The organism is Acinetobacter piscicola (assembly GCF_002233755.1).
GTDB classification, from domain to species: Bacteria; Pseudomonadota; Gammaproteobacteria; order Pseudomonadales; family Moraxellaceae; genus Acinetobacter; species Acinetobacter piscicola.
The window spans coordinates 91,445-111,836 of the sequence record NZ_NIFO01000004.1 but is presented as its reverse complement, the minus strand read 5'-3'; the positions used below and the strand labels follow the sequence as shown (position 1 = coordinate 111,836).

At 39.5% G+C, this 20,392-nt stretch carries 17 protein-coding genes and 2 tRNA genes; 11 read left to right on the top strand and 8 right to left on the bottom strand.

What is annotated here, in order from left to right:
- Nucleotides 1-88 precede the first annotated feature (88 nt).
- The 4 genes from gltX (at nt 89) to CDA10_RS08965 (ending at nt 2,337) form a co-directional block, all read left to right on the top strand.
- Nucleotides 89-1,597: a glutamate--tRNA ligase gene (gene gltX / locus CDA10_RS08980; protein WP_089605286.1), complete on the top strand. Its 1,509-nt coding sequence runs from the start codon at nt 89-91 to the stop codon at nt 1,595-1,597.
- Between the two features lie 57 nt (nt 1,598-1,654).
- Nucleotides 1,655-1,730 (top strand) — tRNA-Ala (locus tag CDA10_RS08975).
- Between the two features lie 30 nt (nt 1,731-1,760).
- A tRNA-Glu gene (locus tag CDA10_RS08970) sits at nt 1,761-1,836 on the top strand.
- Between the two features lie 159 nt (nt 1,837-1,995).
- The gene (locus CDA10_RS08965) at nt 1,996-2,337 is read left to right on the top strand and encodes a hypothetical protein (RefSeq protein WP_089605285.1); all 342 of its coding nucleotides are present in this window, start codon (nt 1,996-1,998) and stop codon (nt 2,335-2,337) included.
- A gap of 96 nt (nt 2,338-2,433) precedes the next feature.
- On the opposite strand, the gene CDA10_RS08960 is transcribed toward CDA10_RS08965, so the two are convergent.
- A complete protein-coding gene (locus CDA10_RS08960; protein ID WP_089605284.1) occupies nt 2,434-3,393 on the bottom strand; it encodes a cation diffusion facilitator family transporter in 960 nt (319 codons plus the stop codon).
- Between the two features lie 152 nt (nt 3,394-3,545).
- On the opposite strand from CDA10_RS08960, the gene CDA10_RS08955 reads away from it, so the two are divergent.
- Complete coding sequence (locus tag CDA10_RS08955) at nt 3,546-4,346, top strand: DUF4198 domain-containing protein (protein ID WP_004725389.1); 801 nt, start codon at nt 3,546-3,548, stop codon at nt 4,344-4,346.
- Nucleotides 4,347-4,418: 72 nt separating this feature from the next.
- On the opposite strand, the gene CDA10_RS08950 is transcribed toward CDA10_RS08955, so the two are convergent.
- The 4 genes from CDA10_RS08950 to CDA10_RS08935 are packed head-to-tail and all read right to left on the bottom strand — an operon-like array spanning nt 4,419 to nt 10,808.
- Nucleotides 4,419-7,610 carry an efflux RND transporter permease subunit gene (locus tag CDA10_RS08950; RefSeq protein WP_089605283.1) on the bottom strand — a complete coding sequence of 1,064 codons (3,192 nt, stop codon included), beginning with the start codon at nt 7,608-7,610 and terminating at the stop codon, nt 4,419-4,421.
- Entirely contained in the window at nt 7,600-8,907 is a 1,308-nt protein-coding gene (locus tag CDA10_RS08945) for an efflux RND transporter periplasmic adaptor subunit (protein ID WP_089605282.1), read from the bottom strand. The genes CDA10_RS08950 and CDA10_RS08945 overlap by 11 nt, the downstream gene beginning before the upstream one ends.
- Nucleotide 8,908: 1 nt before the next feature.
- On the bottom strand, nt 8,909-10,273 hold the full coding sequence (locus CDA10_RS08940; protein WP_089605281.1) for a TolC family protein: 1,365 nt from the start codon (nt 10,271-10,273) through the stop codon (nt 8,909-8,911).
- A gap of 58 nt (nt 10,274-10,331) precedes the next feature.
- Nucleotides 10,332-10,808 (bottom strand): hypothetical protein, encoded by a 477-nt coding sequence (locus CDA10_RS08935; RefSeq protein WP_004725380.1) that lies wholly within the window; start codon nt 10,806-10,808, stop codon nt 10,332-10,334.
- Nucleotides 10,809-11,075: 267 nt separating this feature from the next.
- On the opposite strand from CDA10_RS08935, the gene CDA10_RS08930 reads away from it, so the two are divergent.
- Both CDA10_RS08930 and CDA10_RS08925 read left to right on the top strand, forming a co-directional pair.
- The gene (locus CDA10_RS08930) at nt 11,076-11,441 is read left to right on the top strand and encodes an SEL1-like repeat protein (protein ID WP_089605280.1); all 366 of its coding nucleotides are present in this window, start codon (nt 11,076-11,078) and stop codon (nt 11,439-11,441) included.
- Between the two features lie 356 nt (nt 11,442-11,797).
- A complete protein-coding gene (locus CDA10_RS08925; RefSeq protein WP_089605279.1) occupies nt 11,798-12,685 on the top strand; it encodes an SDR family NAD(P)-dependent oxidoreductase in 888 nt (295 codons plus the stop codon).
- Between the two features lie 20 nt (nt 12,686-12,705).
- Here the strand turns inward: CDA10_RS08925 and CDA10_RS08920 are convergent, their stop codons facing one another.
- Nucleotides 12,706-13,602 (bottom strand): LysR substrate-binding domain-containing protein, encoded by an 897-nt coding sequence (locus CDA10_RS08920; RefSeq protein ID WP_089605278.1) that lies wholly within the window; start codon nt 13,600-13,602, stop codon nt 12,706-12,708.
- A gap of 107 nt (nt 13,603-13,709) precedes the next feature.
- Between CDA10_RS08920 and CDA10_RS08915 the strand changes: the two genes are divergently transcribed.
- Both CDA10_RS08915 and CDA10_RS08910 read left to right on the top strand, forming a co-directional pair.
- Nucleotides 13,710-14,465 (top strand): SDR family oxidoreductase, encoded by a 756-nt coding sequence (locus CDA10_RS08915; RefSeq protein WP_089605277.1) that lies wholly within the window; start codon nt 13,710-13,712, stop codon nt 14,463-14,465.
- Nucleotides 14,466-14,539: 74 nt separating this feature from the next.
- On the top strand, nt 14,540-14,785 hold the full coding sequence (locus tag CDA10_RS08910; RefSeq protein WP_089605276.1) for a hypothetical protein: 246 nt from the start codon (nt 14,540-14,542) through the stop codon (nt 14,783-14,785).
- Nucleotides 14,786-14,856: 71 nt separating this feature from the next.
- Here the strand turns inward: CDA10_RS08910 and CDA10_RS08905 are convergent, their stop codons facing one another.
- Entirely contained in the window at nt 14,857-15,945 is a 1,089-nt protein-coding gene (locus CDA10_RS08905; RefSeq protein ID WP_089605275.1) for an SDR family oxidoreductase, read from the bottom strand.
- A 105-nt stretch (nt 15,946-16,050) separates the two neighbouring features.
- On the opposite strand from CDA10_RS08905, the gene CDA10_RS08900 reads away from it, so the two are divergent.
- Nucleotides 16,051-16,434: a MerR family transcriptional regulator gene (locus tag CDA10_RS08900; RefSeq protein ID WP_089605274.1), complete on the top strand. Its 384-nt coding sequence runs from the start codon at nt 16,051-16,053 to the stop codon at nt 16,432-16,434.
- A gap of 49 nt (nt 16,435-16,483) precedes the next feature.
- Here CDA10_RS08900 and CDA10_RS08895 read toward each other — a convergent pair whose 3' ends face one another.
- Nucleotides 16,484-18,868 carry a Tex family protein gene (locus CDA10_RS08895; protein ID WP_089605273.1) on the bottom strand — a complete coding sequence of 795 codons (2,385 nt, stop codon included), beginning with the start codon at nt 18,866-18,868 and terminating at the stop codon, nt 16,484-16,486.
- Nucleotides 18,869-19,477: 609 nt separating this feature from the next.
- Here CDA10_RS08895 and ompR point away from each other — a divergent pair.
- Complete coding sequence (gene ompR / locus CDA10_RS08890; protein ID WP_010112999.1) at nt 19,478-20,242, top strand: osmolarity response regulator transcription factor OmpR; 765 nt, start codon at nt 19,478-19,480, stop codon at nt 20,240-20,242.
- The last annotated feature ends 150 nt before the right edge of the window (nt 20,243-20,392 follow it).

The window sequence follows — 20,392 nt, the reverse complement described above, 5'->3', positions numbered from 1 at the left end:
CCCAATCGTTTATTGGTGAATTAACCCTTAAGCAGTTGGGCTTTTTCGTTATAATGGTTTTAATTTACATTCTGAATAATATTTAGTTATGAAAGTCCGTACCCGTATTGCTCCCTCTCCTACTGGTTTTCCACATGTAGGTACTGCCTATATCGCATTGTTTAACTTATGTTTTGCTAAACAGCATGGTGGTGAATTTATTCTGCGTATTGAAGATACAGATCAACTACGCTCAACACCTGAATCTGAGAAAATGATTTTAGATTCACTTCGTTGGTTAGGTTTAAATTGGTCAGAAGGGCCTGATATTGGTGGCCCACATGCGCCTTATCGCCAATCTGAACGTATGGGCATTTATAAAGATTATGCTTTAGAACTGATTGAAAAAAGCCATGCTTTCTATTGCTTTGCAACAACTGAAGAACTTGATCAAATGCGTGCGGAACAACAAGCACGTGGTGAAACACCTCGTTATGACGGTCGTGGTTTAAAACTTTCTCAAGAAGAAGTACAACAACGTTTAGCTCAAGGTGAACCACATGTCATTCGTATGAAAATACCTGAAGACGGTATTTGCAAATTTAATGACTTACTACGTGGTGAAGTAGAAATTCCTTGGTCACAAGTCGACATGCAAATCCTGCTTAAAACCGATGGTTTACCGACTTACCACTTGGCCAATGTCGTTGATGATCATTTAATGCAAATCACTCATGTGATTCGTGGTGAGGAGTGGATTCCGTCTGCACCTAAGCACCAATTACTTTACCAATACTTTGGTTGGGACATGCCTGTTTTATGTCATATGCCATTATTGCGTAATCCTGACAAATCAAAATTATCAAAACGTAAAAATCCAACATCGATCAATTACTACAAAGATATTGGCGTACTTCCAGAGGCTTTGTTGAATTATTTAGGTCGTATGGGTTGGTCAATGCCAGATGAACGTGAAAAATTCACATTGGCTGAAATGATTGAACACTTTGACATTCAACGTGTATCTTTAGGCGGTCCAATTTTTGATGTTGAAAAATTAAATTGGCTCAATGGTCAATGGATCAAAGGTCTAACACCTACTGAATTGTTAAACAGACTACTTTCATGGAAATCTGATCGTCAAACATTAGAAGAAATCGCAGCAGCAATTCAGCCACGTATTCATTTATTGTCAGAAGCTGTGAATTGGGCGGGATTCTATTTCAACCAATTCCCAACCCTGTCAAAAGAACAATTTGAAAGCAAAAAATTGTCTGAAGAACAAGTTCGTCAAAGCTTACAATTTGCAATTTGGCGTTTAGAAAGTTTGTTCACTTGGAATAATGACACGGTAAGCCAAACTTTAATGGATTTGGCAAATCAGATGGAAATCAAACTGCGTGATTTCATGCCAGCCTTCTTCATTGCAATCGCAGGTTCGACCTCATCAACACCTGTAATGCAGTCGATGGTAACCATTGGTCCTGATTTGACCTTCGCTCGTTTACGCCATGCACTTGAAATTGTCGGTGGGCCGAGTAAAAAAGAAGCGAAAACTTGGGAAAAACTCAATGAAAGCTTAAAATTGCCGAAAAATGATGCAATCGATGAAGCTTAATTAAATTTTCTGTTGACGTATGAGCGCAATGTCCCTAATATGGCGCTCACACAGACTGGGGTCATAGCTCAGTTGGTAGAGCGCTACAATGGCATTGTAGAGGTCAGCAGTTCGATCCTGCTTGGCTCCACCACTTTGAAATACTCTGTTTGTTGCCTCAATTGTCCCTATCGTCTAGAGGCCTAGGACATCGCCCTTTCACGGCGGTAACCGGGGTTCGAATCCCCGTAGGGACGCCATATTTAAGATGGCGACATCTTATGAAAAACCCAAGCATTATGACTTGGGTTTTTTATTGCCTAGATTTTTTTGGTATTATTTCTTTTCATTTTTTACGACTTTTGCATTCTGCATAATTACGATTAAAATGACAACTTGATTAAAAATATGGAGCCACCATGCAATACCAATGTCCAAAATGTCAAAGTCGAAAAATCATTCCTGTTGCAAGTGCAAGTGAGCCTGCTGTACGTCCAGTCGTACCGAGAAGCCTTGTATTTTTGATCCCTTTGCTTTTTATTCTGCTGTTATTGGTTGTCATTAGTATTGCGATGTGGATTTTCGGCAATGGTGCAGGACCAACCGTACAAATCGCGACTGTGGTGGTATTTATTGCAACGGTGATTGCAGGTTTATTATTTTGGCGTGACCTTCCTGATTTTAAAATTTCGATGCAATCTTTCATGCAAGCCAATAAAGAATGGAAATGTCGTGACTGTAATCACCAATGGAAAATCTAATTTTCTAGATCCATTGTTGTTAGAAATAGACTAAGTCATACGAAACAGCACCAATCTATATGGATAGGTGCTGTTCTTCTTTACATCATTTTATAATCAATTCTTCTTCTGATCGTGATCGTGATCGTGATCGTGATCGTGAACATCATGTGCTTTTGACTCATGTGCACATGCAATGCATTGATCATCTTCGATCTGCAATGTCATTTCTACAATACCATGCTCATGACCCAATATTTCAATCGCATCTCGATAAACTTGATTATGATCTGCAATGGGTGCAAATAAATGCACTGTTAAATGGATGTTCTTCGATGTAATCGCCCAAACTTTTAATTGATGAATACTTTCAACCCCTTTCACGCTTAATAAATCATTGCGTAATTTCTCAATATCAATTTCTTCAGGTACACCTTCCAATAAAATATTGATACTTTGTTTCAATAAAACCCAAGTTCGCGGTAAAACCCAAAAACCAATCAAAACGGCGATCACCGTATCAACCCACATCCAGCCGGTGAAATAAATAATTGCGCCCCCGATGATCACCCCCACAGAACCCAGTGCATCACTTAACACTTCCAGATAAGCACCTTTTATATTGAGGCTTTCCTTTGAACTGGAGAATAAAATCTTCATTGAAATGAGGTTAATCACCAACCCAATAACCGCCACAACCATCATACCGACACTCTGAATTTCAGGGGGTTGGCTAAAGCGCTGATACGCCTCATAGAGAATATAAATTGCAACCACAAACAGCATCATGGCATTAAACAGCGCTGCTAAAATTTCAAAACGCTGATAGCCAAAGGTCCGTTTATCATCTGCGGGTAATTTACCAATTTTGATGGCAACCAATGCAATTGCCAATGCTGCTGCATCAGTAAACATATGTGCTGCATCGGACAATAAAGCCAAGCTTTGCGTCATGAAACCCGCAATCACTTCAACAATTAGAAAGGTACTGGTTAACGCCAATGCAAAGGTTAGTTTTTTTACATTTCCTTCTGTGACGACAGCATGACTATGATCATGCCCTTGTTGTTCACTCATGTTCATACCTCTGATTTTGTTTTATCAAAATATTGAATATTTTTTCTATTTATTATTGATAATAATTATTATTATCAATAATAAGGTTTCTTCTATATAATGGCGACTATATTTTCCACAGTTCAAATACCCCTGTTAATGGAATATCGACAATGAAAAAATACCTCTACCTTTCTGTACTTCTTTGCTCTTATAGTTATGCACATGAACCCTATGTTGCACCTCTGGGCTATAACACCACAAATACACAAATCCCAGTGATTGCATCCTATGCTGAAGAAGCACTAAATGCAGAACATGCCATGAAACAAACCGCGCTCAACGTGATTCAACCAGATCAAAGCAAATTACAAGTTGAAGCTGCAAGCACTTTAAAATCGGCTACGGTGTTTGACTTAGCCTTACCACAAGCAGGCACCTATCACCTGTTCAGCAAAGCGTCTTTCCCACTCAAATATGTCCAACATAATAAAGAATGGAAAATGCTTTTTGATGTCCCTGCTGAGAAAGCAGGTAAGATCGCTGAGCGCGAATATGTGATTCCTGCTGACTTTAAGAAACCGCCTGTACCGATCACCATTAACCGAGAATGGTCAATCCAAAGCTATATTTCTAAAGAAAAAACGTCACCTATTCAAAACAATACTGATGCTGCAATACAAGTCGAATTTAAAACCCACCCCAACAGCATTACTGCGCAGCAACCTGTACAAATCTTGATTAAAAAATCAGGACAAGCACTCAAAAATGCTGAACTGCTCATCCGTGCTCAAGGGCAAACCGATAAACAAGCGCAAAAAGTTCCGGTTGCTCAAGATGGTTCAGCGACAGTCACTTTTCCTTATTCAGGGCAATATCTGCTTGAAATCAGTGAAGCATTTAACCAAACCACTCAACCTGTAAATCAAAATTACACCATCATTAGTTTAGGTGTATTGCCTGTTAGCCAATAATAAACTGTCTATACAGTTTCAATGCCTCACCCTTCTTGGCTAAGAACGGTGAGGTTATTTTTAAATTAACGATCAACCATCCGTTTGTGCTTTAACTTTACGTTCATTCATCCAGCGATAAATCACCGGTAAAATCACCAAAGTCAGTAAGGTGGATGACATGATGCCGCCAATCACCACGGTTGCCAGTGGACGCTGAACTTCCGCACCTGTCCCTGTAGCCAACGCCATCGGCACAAAACCTAACGATGCCACACAAGCCGTCATCAATACGGGCCTTAAACGTAAAATTGCACCTTGCCATGTGGCCTGATAAACATCCAGTTGTTGACGTAATTCCTTAATAAAGGTCAACATTACCAAACCATTTAATACCGCCACACCTGAGAGCGCGATAAAGCCCACACCTGCAGACATCGACAATGGTATACCGCGAAGCCACAGTGCAATCAAACCACCACACAGTGCAAATGGAACACCAGTAAATACCAGCAAACTTTCCTTAAAGTTATGGAAAACGGCCATCAACAGCACAAAAATAGTTATCAGCGCCAGTGGAACGACCAGCTGCATACGTGCCTTCGCAGAGGTTAGGTTTTCGAACTGTCCGCCATAACTCAACCAATATCCCGCAGGCATTTCCTGCTTCGCCAAAGTCGATTGTAATTCGGTGACAAATGAGCCCAAATCGCGCCCTTCGACATTAGCGGTCACAACCACACGACGTTTACCATTTTCACGACTAACCTGATTAATACCGAGGATATTTTCAACTTTAGCCACATCCTGAAGTTGGATTAGACCACCATTCGGTGTTTGAATAGGTAAAACGGCCAGATGTTCAGGTGTACGTTGAGCATCATCCAGACGAATCACAAAGTCGAAACGGCGGTCACCTTGTAAGATCTGACCAACATTCTGCCCGCCGACACTGGTTGCCACCAAGTCTTGAATCGCTCTCACCGACAGACCATATTGCGCTGCCGCGGCTTTGTTCACTTCAACATTTAAAAGTGGTAGGCCTGAAGTCTGTTCCACATTGACGGCAGTTGCGCCAGTAATCCCTTTGATTTGTTGTGCAATCTTAGTGGCTTGCTGATTCAACACCTCCATATCATCGCCAAAAATCTTGATCCCCACATCACTTCGCACACCAGAAATTAATTCGTTGAAACGCAGCTCAATCGGTTGAGAAAACTCACTATTATTTCCGGGTAATGTACCAAGAAATGCAATCATACGTTGACGTAGCTCATCAATTGTTTGCTTTGGATTCTTCCATTCATCACGTGGCTTTAACAGCACCACAGCATCGGAAATATTAGGCGGCATGACATCTGTTGCCACTTCTGCCGTCCCTGTACGGGCAAATATAGCTTTGATTTCTGGAAACTCTTTGAGCAATAACTTTTCAGTATTCTCCTGCATACGTAAAGACTGCTCTAGGCCAGTACTTGGTGAACGCATTTGTTGTACTGCAAAATCGCCCTCACTCAAGGTGGGTGCAAATTCACTACCAATTTGAGTGGCAAGCACACCTGTTAAAAACAGAATACTCACCGCAAGGGTGACGACTAACATTCTAAAGTTATAGGCTAAATTGAGTAGTTTTTCATATTTTTGCTTTAACCACAGCATCCAGCGACTTTCTGTTTCTTTAACTTCACCATTAACAAATAAAGCCACTGCAGCAGGTATAAAAGTCACTGAAAGAATGATTGCACCCACCAGTGCCAATACCACCGTCATAGCCATTGGGTGAAAGAGCTTCGCTTCAACACCAGACAGAGCGAAAATAGGCAAGTACACCACTAGAATAATTAATTGACCAAAGATTAAAGGGCGACGCGCCTGCTTTGCCGCAAGAAAAACTTCTTTAAAACGTTCTGCTCGTGAGAGTAATCTGCCTTTTGCATGCTGTGCCTCTGCCAGTCGCCGAATACAGTTTTCAACAATAACGACCGCACCATCCACAATAATCCCGAAATCTAGTGCGCCTAAGCTCATCAGATTGGCACTAATTTTCTGCTCAGCCATACCCGCCAAAGTAAACAGCATCGATAACGGAATTACACACGCAGTAATTAACGCGGCACGGAAATTACCAAGAAATAGGAACAGAATAACAATAACCAGAATTGCCCCTTCTACAAGGTTCTTCTGTACTGTACTAATCGCACGCTCGACCAAAGCTGTCCGGTCATATACGGTTTGAATCACAATACCTTTCGGTAAAGATTGCTGGACTTCCTTGATTTTGGCATCCACTGATTTCGCCACAGTACGGCTATTTTCACCCATCATCATCATGGCGATACCGAGTACTGTTTCCTCGCCATTGTAAGTTGCACCACCTGTACGTAGATCATGTCCAATCGAAACAGTCGCTACATCTGCAACTCGGATCGGAAAACCATTTTTATTGCCGATACTTACATTTTGAATATCTTCAATATTGTTCAAGGTTCCTGGAACACGTACTGTCAATTGCTGCCCATTGGTTTCAATAAAACCAGCACCACGGTTTTCATTGTTTCCAGTTAAAGCGTTTTGTAGATCACTGACAGGGATTTGTAATTGTTGCAAACGATTTAAATCAGGCGTGACCACATAAGTTTTATTAAAGCCACCAATCGAGTTGACCTCTGCAACACCGGGAACCCGTTGTAGCTGTGGTCGTACAATCCAGTCCTGAATTTCACGTAAATCCATCGCGGTATAGGGCGTACCATCAGGTTTTTTCGCATTCGGTTCAGCCTTGATCACCCATTGATAAATCTCACCCAACCCTGTCGATACAGGGGACATTGTCGGTGCAATATCATCTGGTAGTTCGGTTTGGGCTTCTTGTAAGCGTTGATTAATCTGTTGTCGTGCCCAATAAATATCCGTCCCATCTTTAAAAATAATGGTCACTTGCGATAAACCATAACGGGAAATAGAACGGGTCAACTCTAGCTTAGGTAAACCCGCCATCGCAGTTTCGATGGGATAGGTAATCCTTTGCTCAACTTCTAATGCAGTAAAACCAGCCGCTTGGGTATTCACTTGCACTTGGGTATTGGTGATATCGGGTACAGCATCAATCGGTAATTTTTGATAACCGTAAATCCCCACGCCAATCCATGCCACAATAAACAGCATGACCCAAATGGCATTTTTAATCGAAAATTGAATCAGTCGATCAAATAAACCTTCAGGTTGAGGTAATGCTGAATCCGCATCGAGATCTAACTTAGAATCAGAAGAATCATTAATGCCCATGGCTCGCCTCTCCTTTTTCCAATTCAGATTTCAGCAAAAAGCTACCCTGACCTGCATATTGCTGCCCTTGAGTCAGACCAGACTTCACTTCAACCCACTGATCATCACCGGATACCTGACCCAGTACAACAGGCTGTGCAGTAAACTCGATTTTCTTGTCATGTTCACTGGAAACGAAAACAATATCCTTTCCTTCAACTTTCTGTATGGCACTTTTGAGTACACGTAATGCTTGAGCAGTGCCTTGCTGTTGTAGCTGAACATTGACCATCAAATTCGGACGTAATTCAGCCGCATTCGACAATACTTTGGCACGCACTTGTAAACGTCCAGTCTGCACATCAGCTTCACTATTTAAACTTTGAATCTGTGCTTTAAAGGTATTCCCCGTTTGCAGTGACTTAAATTCCAGCTGTTGATTTGGTGCAATCGCTGAGAATTCAGAACTTGGAACAATAAATTCAAGCCATAGCTGATCCAGTTGATCGATGATAAATAACTGGCTGGCAAGCTGTACATTTTCACCCATAACCAAGTCTTTTTTGCTGATGATGCCTGCAATTGGTGCTGTGAGAACATAACGACCATTACTGCTCGATGAGGCACCAAAAGCAGATAAACGAGATCTGGTGGCTTGTACCTGAATCTGTGCTTGCTTATAGGCATTGTAAGCTCGTTGATAATCCTGCTTGGCAGAAATACCTTGTGACCATAACTGACGCTCTCGTTCATAGTCCTGACGTGCCAGCTCTAAGCTTGTTTGTGCGACCTGTAAATTCGCCTGCTGATCAACCAAATCAGGCACCACCAATGTCGCCAATGCCTGCCCTTTTTGCACACGCTGTCCCAACTCAACATTGACGGCAACCACCTGCCCACTAAATGCTGGTGATACATGTGCTTGACGATCTGTATTGACCATAACCTTTGCAGGATAAGAAGCTGATTTGGTAACAGTACCCATCTCTACTTTAGCTAGTTTAATCCCTTGTTCAGTGATCTGCTGAGCAGTCAAACTAATGGCTTCAGCATTCTCTTTCTCGCCACCCTCTTCTTCACTGTGCTTCGCTTCTTCGGAACCATCTTTGGTGGTTCCCTTAGCATTTTCATCATGTGAATGTCCTTCTTCAGCATGTTCTGCTTCTTTTTCACCGCCTTCTTCTTTGCTCGTGCCTTTTTTGGTTGAAAAGAACAACCCCATGGCAATAAGAGCAGTCATTACAATAGTAATGATGATCAGTAGGCGTTGAGAAATTTTGCCTTTCTGAAGTTTAAAAGATTTAAATTGATTCAGCATATTAATTTCCCCCGCCCACGATTGGTAAAGCTTGTGTTTCCTGCCATAAACTCTGATTGATCTGTGCTAAAGCGTCTTTTGCCATGATTTGACTTGGTTCAATACCGAGACTCAGACTTTCCGCTTCAATGGCACGTTGCCAGCCATCTTTCAATAATTGCACTTTTCTCAAACGCACTTCTTGCAACTGTAACGTTGCGAGTTGCACATCGTTAACGGCAAATTTACCGACAGTAAACCCCTGCAAAGTTTTACGTTGAACCTGAGCTGCAAGCGGAATCTGAGACTCATCGACTGCTTTAAACTGTACTTCCAGTCCTTGCAATTCAGTCAATAATGTTCCCACCTGCAAAGCATTTTGGCGGAGATAAAACTCCTGTTGTCTACTGAGTAAATCCTGCTTTGCTTGCGCAATTTGCACACCGTATTGCTGGCGGTTGAAAATATTCAATGGGATAGAGACCCCCACAACTAAAGCATTGTCAGTCGAGGTTTCAGGTGATCGAGTACGATTCACGCCTAAATTCACAGTCGGATTAGGCCGTGCCGAAGCTTTTAATTGCGCCACTGTCGCTTTTGCTTGCAACACCTGTAACTGACGTGATTTTTCAAAAAGATTGTCCGCGAGATATTCTTGTACCTGTTGGTGTGTCGAAGACGGCCATAAAGATTGAGGATTTAAACCGATACGAATCGATTTATCAGCATCCCCCCAAAGGTTGGACAATTGCTGCTTGGCAACTTGCACCTGCAAATCGGCTTGACGATATAAGCGAGCATTTTCTGCATGACTCAGTCTGGCACGATCTACATCAACCTGAGCGACACTCCCGGCTTGATAGCGCTTCTGAATCGCATTCAGATTTTCTTCACTGACGTTGAGCTGCTCTTGAACCACGTTGCGTTCTAATTCAAAAATCGCGAGCTGTGACCATTGGTATTTCACAGCCAATTCAAGTTGAGCCTGATAAATCCGCTGATTTAAGTCACTTTGATCTTTTGAAAGTTGTGCCAACCTCTGTGCTGACTTACGTTCACCAAAAATATCCAATCGTTGAGAAACACCAATTGAAAGCTCTTGATCTTGATTGGAACCAAAACCCGTTTGCGATACGGATAACTCTGGATTTGTCCACAGTTTTGCTTGTTTGATGTTCGCCGTTGCAATTTGTTGCTGTGTTTGCCAGACGTTCTGCGTTTGCTGATATTGCTCAGTTTTTGCAATTGCCTGTTGTAAGGTTAATGCTTGAGATGGGTTGTCTGCCCAACTAAGAGATGACATCACACTCAACATCAGTGCACCGAGCAAAGACGGCCTAAAACCAAATACAGGCTTTTGTACTAAATTACGTATTTCTTTTGACATAAAAATGCCCCACTAAATTAAACCATTAGCGGTGGGCAATCTTTTTGGCTACCCCACCTTATAGCGGGGATGAGAGAGGCGGAGGATTAGGCAAATATAGATCGGGTGACTGGTACAAATTATTCCAGCCAATAAAGCGGGATTCAGGGTAGCCTATAAACTTAGGCTGCGCTGTTTGTTGCTGATCATCAACCACAATAAAATGCGCAAAGGAAGGCAAATGGTCACGATGATCATCATTTATATGATTAAGGAAATCATTGGAGCGCACATCATGTTGGTGTGCTGATAATTGTTTTGACGCGGACTGATCAGAAATCGGTTTATCTATCCCATACACATCCAATAGCTGCGGATGCTGTTGCTGATCTTGAGTACAATCAGGCGCATTATGGTGCCCAAAATGCTGACTAATTAATCTTTGTGATGGAAGCGCAGTATTTTCATGATCACAAAAAGCCGCCGCTACATTCCAAAGACTTTGGAACATAAACAAACTAAGCAAGACTGTGATGAAAACACTTGAGCGTTTCACAGATTCTATCCGAAATCAAAAAACAACCTAAATATAGCAAATTTTCTCAATGTAATAAAATTACAGTGCGTGATTTAATCTTTTAAATAAAAATTGTTGGTTTGTTAAATAATGTATTTTTTAACAAATGTGTAAAAATCGCAATTGACAAATTACATTTAACTATTTGCAAAGTGAAAAAAATCAGCTAGATTAATTATATCTAATCATTTTTTTGTGATTAGCAGTCTCTTTTACTTTGTTAATGGATTAGCAAGGAGGTTGTATATGTTGGTACATATTTTTAACCGTTTTTTAGGAGATTCAACATCTCGCCGGGCATTTGAACAGAATGCTTCCGAAGCTGCTCTCGAAAAAGCGCAAGCACACGATTTTGAAAGCAAAAACTCGTTTCAAGAAACTCCATCAGACTCGGTGGATAATCGTAATGCGATGTGGTGTTATCTAAGAGCGGCTTTACGAGGAGATCAAGAAGCGCAATATAAAATGGGTTTAAGTTATTTAAATGGACAACTTGGTTTAGATCGTAGTTATAGTCATGCTGAAAAATGGCTTGAACAAGCAGCCCACCAAGGTCATAGCCATGCAAAGGAAGAGCTAAAAAAAGCGTATAACGAACTCGCTTTCTCATAAATTACGAAAGAAATATTACATTATTTGTTTATAAACAGAGTTGAATCTGACTCTGTTTATTTGCAAGTTTGGATATACTTTATTGAATTTATTTGATTATTTTTTAACCCATTTCATCATATTCATGCTTTGAATATTGCAAAATATATGGTAAAAATCACTTAATAAATGGGAAATTAATAGAGCAATTACTCTAGAAATATTTTGTAAATTCATAAACTTAAGTCTAGTATTTTTATTTTTTTGTATATTATTGCGCCCAATAAATCTGATCACCTTTTATACAAAGCCATGATCACCCCTGAAACAACAAATACAGCCCATATATTCATTTAAAGTCAATTAGGGAAACAGCTATGAATCAAAAATTAGAGCAACTTTTTCAATCAAAAGTTCAAGGTAAAATTGCACTAATTACAGGTGCATCAAGTGGTATTGGTTTAACGGTTGCAAAAAAACTCGCTGCAGCAGGTGCGCATGTACTTCTCGTTTCCCGTACAGAAGAAACTTTAAAAGAAGTTCAAGCTGAAATTATCGCTGAAGGCGGTCAAGCTGACATTTTCCCTTGTGATTTAAATGACATGAATGCGATTGATGAAGTCTCTAAACAGATTATCGCATCTGTTGATCATATCGATATTTTAATCAATAACGCGGGTCGCTCAATTCGCCGCGCTGTGCATGAGTCTGTAGATCGTTTCCATGACTTTGAACGTACGATGCAGTTGAATTATTTCGGTGCAGTTCGTTTGGTTTTAAATGTTTTACCACAAATGATGGTTCGCAAAGACGGTCAAATTATCAATATTAGTTCGATTGGCGTTTTGGCCAATGCAACTCGCTTCTCGGCTTATGTTGCGTCAAAAGCCGCATTAGATGCATTTAGCCGTTGTTTATCTGCGGAAGTTCATTCACATAAAATTGCAATTACGTCAGTTTATATGCCTTTAGTACGTACTCCGATGATTGCACCAACCAAAATTTATAAATACGTACCAACACTTTCACCAGAACAAGCAGCTGATTTAGTCGCATATGCTATCGTGAAACGTCCGAAGAAAGTTGCAACCAATCTAGGTCGTTTAGCATCAATTACTTATTCAATTGCACCTGAAATCAATAACAAATTGATGTCAATCGGTTTTAACTTATTCCCAAGCTCTACGGCGTCTGTAGGCGAGCAACAGAAGTTAAATCTAGTACAACGTGCTTATGCACGCTTGTTCCCAGGTGAGCATTGGTAAGTTTTTAATTTATCAATGAATTAAATCAAGTTGGAAAGTTTATTTTTAAGTAGGCTTTCCAACCATTCTATAAAATACTGAAAATAAGTTGGACGATATTTACGTTCTAAAAATAAAAAATTAATTTCCAGTTTTAAACATTTTTCTTCTTCCAAAACTCTGACTAATTTTTGCTCTCGCATCAACGGTATTGCATCAAAATCAGGTATTTGAAATATTCCTAGACCTTGTAAACCTGCTTTTAAATAGCTCTCGGTATCCTCAACCACCAATTGATAAGGCAATTCGACCTGCCGATCTTGGAACACCAATTCACTTAGCCCAGAATCTGTATTTTTCAACTGATACCCAATGATAAAATCATTGTGTAAGTGATCGATATGCAGCGCTTGAGTGTTGTTATTCAAATACTTTTTAGAAACCACAGTATATAAATCAGCTTTGGCAATCGGCCGTGCAATTAAATGATTCTCCATCATATTGCCAACCCTAACAACACAATCCAAACGCTCTTCAAGTAAATTTGAAAAATCGTCACTGCTATGAATAAGCACTTTTACTTTTGGATATTGTTGATAAAATTCATTGAGATGTGGAATTAAATATTGCGTCGCCATTCTTATTGGTAAGCCAATTTTGATTTGTCCGGTATGTTCTCGGTTCTGTAGCTTAAACTTATTTAACCCTTCAGATTGAATAATCAGTTGTCGAACTTCTTGATAGAATAAAACACCATCATTGGTTAAATTCACTTTTCTGGTCGTTCTATTCAATAACAAAACTTCATATTCTTTTTCAAGTAATTGCACCGCATAGGTAATACTTGAACGAGGAAGATCCAACTGATTTGCGACTTTGGCAAAAGATTGCTTTTCTGCAACTAAACAAAATATTTTTAAGCGTTCAATTTTATCCATACTTATTATTCAATTTATTCGAACAGTCTGTTCAATTTTACTCACTATTTAACATGAAAAATAGCTCATACAATGAATCCTTTTAGCGATAAATTGGAAAATAAAAAATGACTCAACATTCTTTAAACGGTAAAACAGCAATTATTACAGGCGGTGCAAAAAACTTGGGTGGTCTGATTGCCCGCAAATTTGCAGAAAATGGCGCAAACCTTGTGATTCATTACAATAGCGCGGCAACATTAGAAGATGCTGAAAAAACACTTGCTGATGTTCAAAGTCTAGGCGCTAAAGCAGTCCTTGTACAAGCGAATCTGTCTGATATACAGGAAATTGAAAACTTATTTATTAAAGCAAAACAAGCATTTGGTGGTGTAGATATCGCCATTAATACTGTAGGCCGCGTATTAAAAAAACCTTTTGTTGAGACAACTGAACAAGAGTTTGACGAAATGAATGACGTCAACAATAAAATTGCTTATTTCTTTATTCAAGCTGCCGGTAAGCATTTAAATAATAACGGTAAAATCTGTTCAATCGTCACCAGCCTTTTAGCCGCTTATACTGGCTTATATTCAACCTATGAAGGCTTAAAAGCACCTGTCGAGCACTATACTCGCGCCGCGTCTAAAGAGTTTGGTGAACGTGGTATTTCAGTGACTGCTGTCGCACCAGGCCCTATGGATACACCGTTCTTCTATGGTCAAGAAGCGCCTGAAGCTGTGGCTTATCATAAATCTGCTGCGGCACTCGGTGGTTTAACCAAGATTGAAGATATTGAACCTTTAGTGCGCTTTTTAGTGACTGAGGGTTGGTGGATTACTGGCCAAACGATTTTCGCCAATGGCGGTTATACCACACGTTAATCCCCTTCCTTTCAATTTTATAATATTCGGTTCTATGAACATAAAATATGTTGATAGAACCGCTGGAATCACATATGCGTTCGCTAATTATTATTGCTATAGGTCTTTGTATTGATTTAGCTTTAATGGGTTTTATACCTAAAAAATTCCAGATCATCGCAGGTATTATTTTTAGTCTGGTCTGGGCTGCTGTGGTTTTTTGGAATTTGCGTCTTGGACTATCACATGGTTATACGCTTGCAGAAGAAATACAGATTCAACTTGTGATCTTTTTCATCCCTGTGATTGTGTATTGGGGATACTTTTTGTTTAAGAACTAAGGCCGGCTGAAAGCGCGTTATCCTCTCCATAGAAAACACCCATTGATCAAAATGAGTGTTTTCTAAAATTATCAATGAATATTATTATCCACCCAAGCTGTTGTATTTCTAATGGTTTTATCCAAATCAGCAACTGGAATTTGCCATTTTTGATTTAAGACTAAAAATGACTCGATGTGTAATTTCTCCGTTCTTAAAAAATTTAACGATTCAGATGACATCTCTAATTTTGTCGCTAAGCATTTACATTTCAAAATTAATTTTAAAATCCATAAAGGTATAAATTGCGTAGGTGCCTTCACACTCAATGCTTCAGCTATAGTTATGATCATTTGCTGTAAAGACATCTGTGTTGGGTGAGCAATTAAGACTTCTTGATTGATTGTATTTGGGTCTTGTGCCGCATGTATGATCGAATCCACTAACATATTTAAAGAAACCATGGGTAAATAATGTTGTGGTGTTGCAGGAATTGCTGCCATTTTACCCTGTTTGATTTTAGAAATTAAATCTGTAATAGGCTGATTTTCCGTGATTTCACCAGAAACCTCTTCGCCAATTACAGTCGCAGGGTGAATCACCGTCCAATTGATATTCAGCCGCTCCGCAGATTTGATCCATGTGAAATGACCTTCTATTTTTGAAGCTTCATAAGCACCTAAGCGCTTATAGACTTTGTCCCAATTCGTTTGATCTATTTGCGCTAAGTTCACACCAGCCTCTTGTAAATGCTGAGTTAGCGTTAACATATAACCCGATAGATGAAATGCTCGTTTTAATTGACAGTGCAAATTCACAGAATTTAATACGTTAATCAACCCTTCAACATTGACTGCTCGAGCTTGCTGCATGGACAAATTCCACGTAAATAAGGCGCTCATATTAAAAAGATAATTTACATCTTTAAGCATTTGCCAATTTTCATCGGATAGCCCCAAATCGGCAGAGCTTACATCGCCCTGTATACATTTTAATTGTTGTGTATCAATATTCTTTTGCTCTAACCAATTTTGCAATGTTTTAGCTTGCTCTACAACATTTCGACAAATTGCAAATACCTGAAAGTTATCTTGTAATAAACGTGCAATCAGGAAACGACCTATAAATCCTGTCGCACCAAAAACCAAAGCAACGTTCTTTATTGTTTGATGATCTTGCATGAAGTTATACCCTTTTGAATTCTTCATACATAAGCTAAACTGTGGAGTATGCTCTATGGTCAAGCCCCTTAAACATTTTGAATAAAAATAGCACTGGAGAATTTGATGCTGATTGGTGAGTTATCAAAATATTTGAACCTGAGCCGTGATACGATCCGCTTTTATGAAAAACTTGATCTCATCCAACCCTTAATTCGAAATAATGGTTATAAAGAATATTCTGAACAGAATATTCAACAACTTAGACTCATCCAAACAGCAAAAAGTTTAGGATTTACTTTAACTGAAGTGAAACAAATCACAGATCTTATGAGTGTTAATGAGATTCCCGCTGAACAATTCCACGAGATTTTGGAAGATAAACTGAGTGTTGTTCAAAACAAGATTCTGCAACTACAAAACATTCAATCTTTGTTAGAAAACTTAATCACGAAAGAACCTTGCCCGTTTCAAAAAGATTGTGACGTTTCAAATATCAATAAACAATAAAAAACCGCCTTTCGGCGGTCTTTTAGTTAGCAATCCTAGAAATCAAAAGTTACTTCGAACCTTTAATTCCTGCTTGCAATAACAATGCACCTAAACCACCAATTTTGTTTTCTTGAGGTTTTGCTGCTTGTGGCTTATTGCCATGGCGTGGTGCTTTGTCTTTATTGTCATGATTTTTATCATGGTTAGGACGAGCGCCTTGTGGACGTTTCGCTTGCGGCTTACGCTCACCACGTTGTTCATTGTTATTGAACTCACGCTTTTGACGTGGTGCTTTAGCTGGTGCTTCTGAACCTTCTGGGCGCATAGACAAATTGACGCGATTACGTTCAGCATCCACAGTCAAAACACGAACTTGAACGATTTGACCTGGCTTAACCACTTTATGTGGATCAGAAACGAATTCATTCGCAAGTTCAGAAATGTGAATTAAACCATCCTGATGTACACCCACATCGACGAAAGCACCAAAGTTAGTCACATTGGTGATCACACCTTCGAGCTGCAAGCCTTCAGTCAATTGACTGACTTCTGTGATGTCTTCACGGAATTTTGCAGTACGGAACTCAGGACGTGGATCACGACCCGGTTTTTCAAGCTCGCTTAACACATCTTGAATGGTTGGAAGACCAAATTTGTCATCGACAAAACTTTCAGCTTGTACTTGACGAATGATTTCAGTATTGCCAATGATGTCTTTGACTGTTGTCGCTTTTGCTTCAACAATTTTGTTCACTAAACCATAAGATTCAGGGTGAACAGCAGATGCATCTAATGGCTCTGTTCCAGCTTGAATACGTAAGAAACCTGCAGCTTGTTCAAAAGTACGTTCGCCTAAACGTGGTACATTTTTCAGTGCTTGACGGTTATCAAAACGACCATTTTCTTTACGATAGTCAACAATTTGCTGTGCAATAGACTTATTCAAACCTGCAATATAAGACAAAATTGCAGGAGATGCAGTGTTTACATCTACACCTACAGAGTTCACACAGTCTTCAACCACAGCTTCAAGTGTTTTCGCCAAACCCGTTTGATTCACATCATGTTGATATTGACCTACACCAATCGATTTAGGATCAATTTTTACCAATTCTGCTAATGGATCTTGCAAACGACGTGCAATAGACACTGCACCACGAATAGATACATCAAGCTCAGGCAGCTCAGCAGATGCTAATTCAGACGCTGAATAAACAGATGCGCCTGCTTCAGACACTGAAACACGTGTTAATTTAAGATCACTATTGACAGTCATCATTTCTGCAACAACAGCTTCCGTTTCGCGGCTTGCTGTGCCATTGCCAATCGCAATTAAATCGACATTGAATTCGCGACACAAACGAGCAAGTTCAGCAATTGAACCTGCTTTATCTTCTTTTGGTGCAAATGGATAAACCGTACTATGCGTAACTACATCACCTGATTCATTTACAACGGCCAATTTCACACCTGTACGAATACCAGGGTCGACACCGAGTGTGCAACGTGAACCAGCAGGTGCAGAAAGTAGCAAGTGACGAAGGTTTTCAGCAAAGACATCCATTGCCTCAGCTTCAGCAGTAAGACGTTTTTCTGTTAGTAATGAATGTTCAATCGTAGGACGAATTTTACCTAACCAGAATAGTTTGGCTGTTTGTTTTAAATAATCCTGACGAGCTTGTGGCTGAGCAGTTTCAAGATTGTATTCTGTTTCAATACGAGCCAATGGCGCATCGTCTTGACCATCCACTTTAAGACCTAATACATTTTCTTGGCGACCACGTAACATTGCCAATAAACGATGCGAAGGAACTTTATTTAGATTCTCAGAGAAATCGAAGTAATCACGGAATTTCTTACCTACTTCTTTTTTCTCATCAGAAGCGACTAAGCTTTTTAATACAGCAGTTTTAGCAAAAGTCGTTTTAAGATCTGTCGTCAGTACAATATTTTGAGCCCAATCATCAATGATGATGTGTTGAATGGCATCTAGCTGACTTTCAACATCTGCATAATCATCATGACTAAAACCAGCCAATGCTTCTGTTGGGTCAACATTTTCACTGAGAATTTTTTCAGCGATTGGACCTAAGCCTGCTTCTTTTGCTTTAAATGATTTACTGGTACGTTTTGGGCGGTACGGTGCATAAAGTTCTTCTAATGCATTTTTTGTTTCCGCAGCATTCACGCGTGCAAGTAAGTCATCCGATAACTTGTTTTGTTCTTTTAAAGATTCGATTACTTTTTCACGACGCTCAAACAAATCACGTAAATAAACAAGGCGTGTATCAAGTTGGCGTAATTGTGTATCGTCTAAGCCCTGCGTTACTTCTTTACGGTAACGTGCAATAAATGGAACACTAGAACCTTCATCAATCAGTTTAATGGCAGCTTCTACTTGGTTTGGACGTACGGCAAGCTCACTTGCCAACTGCTGAACTAAGTCAGTCATCGTGTTTAATTCCACAAGGATAAGGACTAAAAGTTAGTGATTATAAAGACCAAGACCATAAAATCCACAATTGTTTTGCAAATTAGCAGTGAAAAAAATGATTAAAGATCATTTTTATTGAATTTTTACTGTGTAATCGAACATTTCACTGATATTTCGATGCGGAACACATTGTAAAATAATTTTTCCAGCACCACTTTTCTATCCTTTTATTTAACTCATGTTTAGTTAAAAATAAAAAGTAATATTGCTTTTTTAATTTAAAATTATCATGTATATCTGTTTAAATTAGGTCAGTTTGGACATGCTCCAAAAATCATTCTAATGGATTGAATATTAGTGCTTCCAATTCTAATGATAAGAAATGATGAATATATACGCTTAAACAAAAACTTATTGTCAAAATACATCAATTTTTCATTTGCAAATGCTATATCTTTTTATTTATAAACATAGAATGAGCTCGATAATTTCAACATGTTGTTTTTTGGTTTCAAAACAGGCTTAAAATTGTAATTTTGAGCAATTTGATACATAGTCTTAACAAGAACTTAGGCATTATACTGAGATTAACAATCGTTATAATTTACAATATTAAGGGAGTGCATCATGAGTTTGGTTGTACCTGCTGAAAATACAGATGTTGTACAAAACGAAACTGACCGTGTCGAACGCATTTTAGTTGTCGATGATGATGTGCGTTTGCGTACCCTTTTACAGCGTTTCTTGGAAGATAAAGGTTTTGTGGTAAAAACTGCACACGATGCGACACAAATGGATCGTTTACTACAACGTGAACTGTTTTCATTGATTGTTTTAGATTTCATGCTTCCTGTAGAAGATGGTTTAAGCATTTGTCGTCGTTTGCGCCAATCGAATATTGATACACCGATCATCATGCTCACAGCACGTGGTAGCGATTCTGACCGTATTGCAGGTCTTGAAGCAGGTGCGGATGATTACTTACCGAAGCCATTTAACCCAAATGAGTTATTGGCACGTATTCGTGCAATCTTGCGTCGTCAAGTCCGCGAAGTTCCAGGTGCACCAAGCCAGAATGTAGAAGTTGTTTCATTTGGCCCATGGTCACTGGATCTCTCAACACGTACATTAACCCGTGAAGGTCAAGTGGTTACTTTGACGACTGGTGAATTTGCTGTCCTAAAAGCATTGGTACAGCACCCTCGTGAGCCATTAACCCGTGATAAGTTAATGAATCTTGCGCGTGGTCGTGAATGGGGTGCAATGGAACGTTCGATTGATGTTCAAGTTTCTCGTTTACGTCGTTTGATTGAAGAAAACCCTGCCCGTGCGCGTTATATTCAAACCGTTTGGGGCGTAGGTTATGTATTTGTTCCAGATGGTGCTGAATAATATTTGAGTCTGTATAAGCCTATCTTGATAGGCTTATTTTATTTTACAAATACAATACTGAACAGCAAAGCATGATCGAATCATGACGCTTTGTAATTTTTAATAAAATCGTTTTAAGACAGTGATATTTCAAACATTCAAAATATTTGG

Excerpts from the sequence above, each read along its gene's own strand:
- gltX (WP_089605286.1), top strand. The coding sequence starts at position 89 with ATGAAAGTCCGTACCCGTATTGCTCCCTCTCCTACTGGTTTTCCACAT.
- CDA10_RS08965 (WP_089605285.1), top strand. The coding sequence starts at position 1,996 with ATGCAATACCAATGTCCAAAATGTCAAAGTCGAAAAATCATTCCTGTT.
- CDA10_RS08960 (WP_089605284.1), bottom strand. The coding sequence starts at position 3,393 with ATGAGTGAACAACAAGGGCATGATCATAGTCATGCTGTCGTCACAGAA.
- CDA10_RS08955 (WP_004725389.1), top strand. The coding sequence starts at position 3,546 with ATGAAAAAATACCTCTACCTTTCTGTACTTCTTTGCTCTTATAGTTAT.
- CDA10_RS08950 (WP_089605283.1), bottom strand. The coding sequence starts at position 7,610 with ATGGGCATTAATGATTCTTCTGATTCTAAGTTAGATCTCGATGCGGAT.
- CDA10_RS08945 (WP_089605282.1), bottom strand. The coding sequence starts at position 8,907 with ATGCTGAATCAATTTAAATCTTTTAAACTTCAGAAAGGCAAAATTTCT.
- CDA10_RS08940 (WP_089605281.1), bottom strand. The coding sequence starts at position 10,273 with ATGTCAAAAGAAATACGTAATTTAGTACAAAAGCCTGTATTTGGTTTT.
- CDA10_RS08930 (WP_089605280.1), top strand. The coding sequence starts at position 11,076 with ATGTTGGTACATATTTTTAACCGTTTTTTAGGAGATTCAACATCTCGC.
- CDA10_RS08925 (WP_089605279.1), top strand. The coding sequence starts at position 11,798 with ATGAATCAAAAATTAGAGCAACTTTTTCAATCAAAAGTTCAAGGTAAA.
- CDA10_RS08920 (WP_089605278.1), bottom strand. The coding sequence starts at position 13,602 with ATGGATAAAATTGAACGCTTAAAAATATTTTGTTTAGTTGCAGAAAAG.
- CDA10_RS08915 (WP_089605277.1), top strand. The coding sequence starts at position 13,710 with ATGACTCAACATTCTTTAAACGGTAAAACAGCAATTATTACAGGCGGT.
- CDA10_RS08910 (WP_089605276.1), top strand. The coding sequence starts at position 14,540 with ATGCGTTCGCTAATTATTATTGCTATAGGTCTTTGTATTGATTTAGCT.
- CDA10_RS08905 (WP_089605275.1), bottom strand. The coding sequence starts at position 15,945 with ATGCAAGATCATCAAACAATAAAGAACGTTGCTTTGGTTTTTGGTGCG.
- CDA10_RS08900 (WP_089605274.1), top strand. The coding sequence starts at position 16,051 with ATGCTGATTGGTGAGTTATCAAAATATTTGAACCTGAGCCGTGATACG.
- CDA10_RS08895 (WP_089605273.1), bottom strand. The coding sequence starts at position 18,868 with ATGACTGACTTAGTTCAGCAGTTGGCAAGTGAGCTTGCCGTACGTCCA.
- ompR (WP_010112999.1), top strand. The coding sequence starts at position 19,478 with ATGAGTTTGGTTGTACCTGCTGAAAATACAGATGTTGTACAAAACGAA.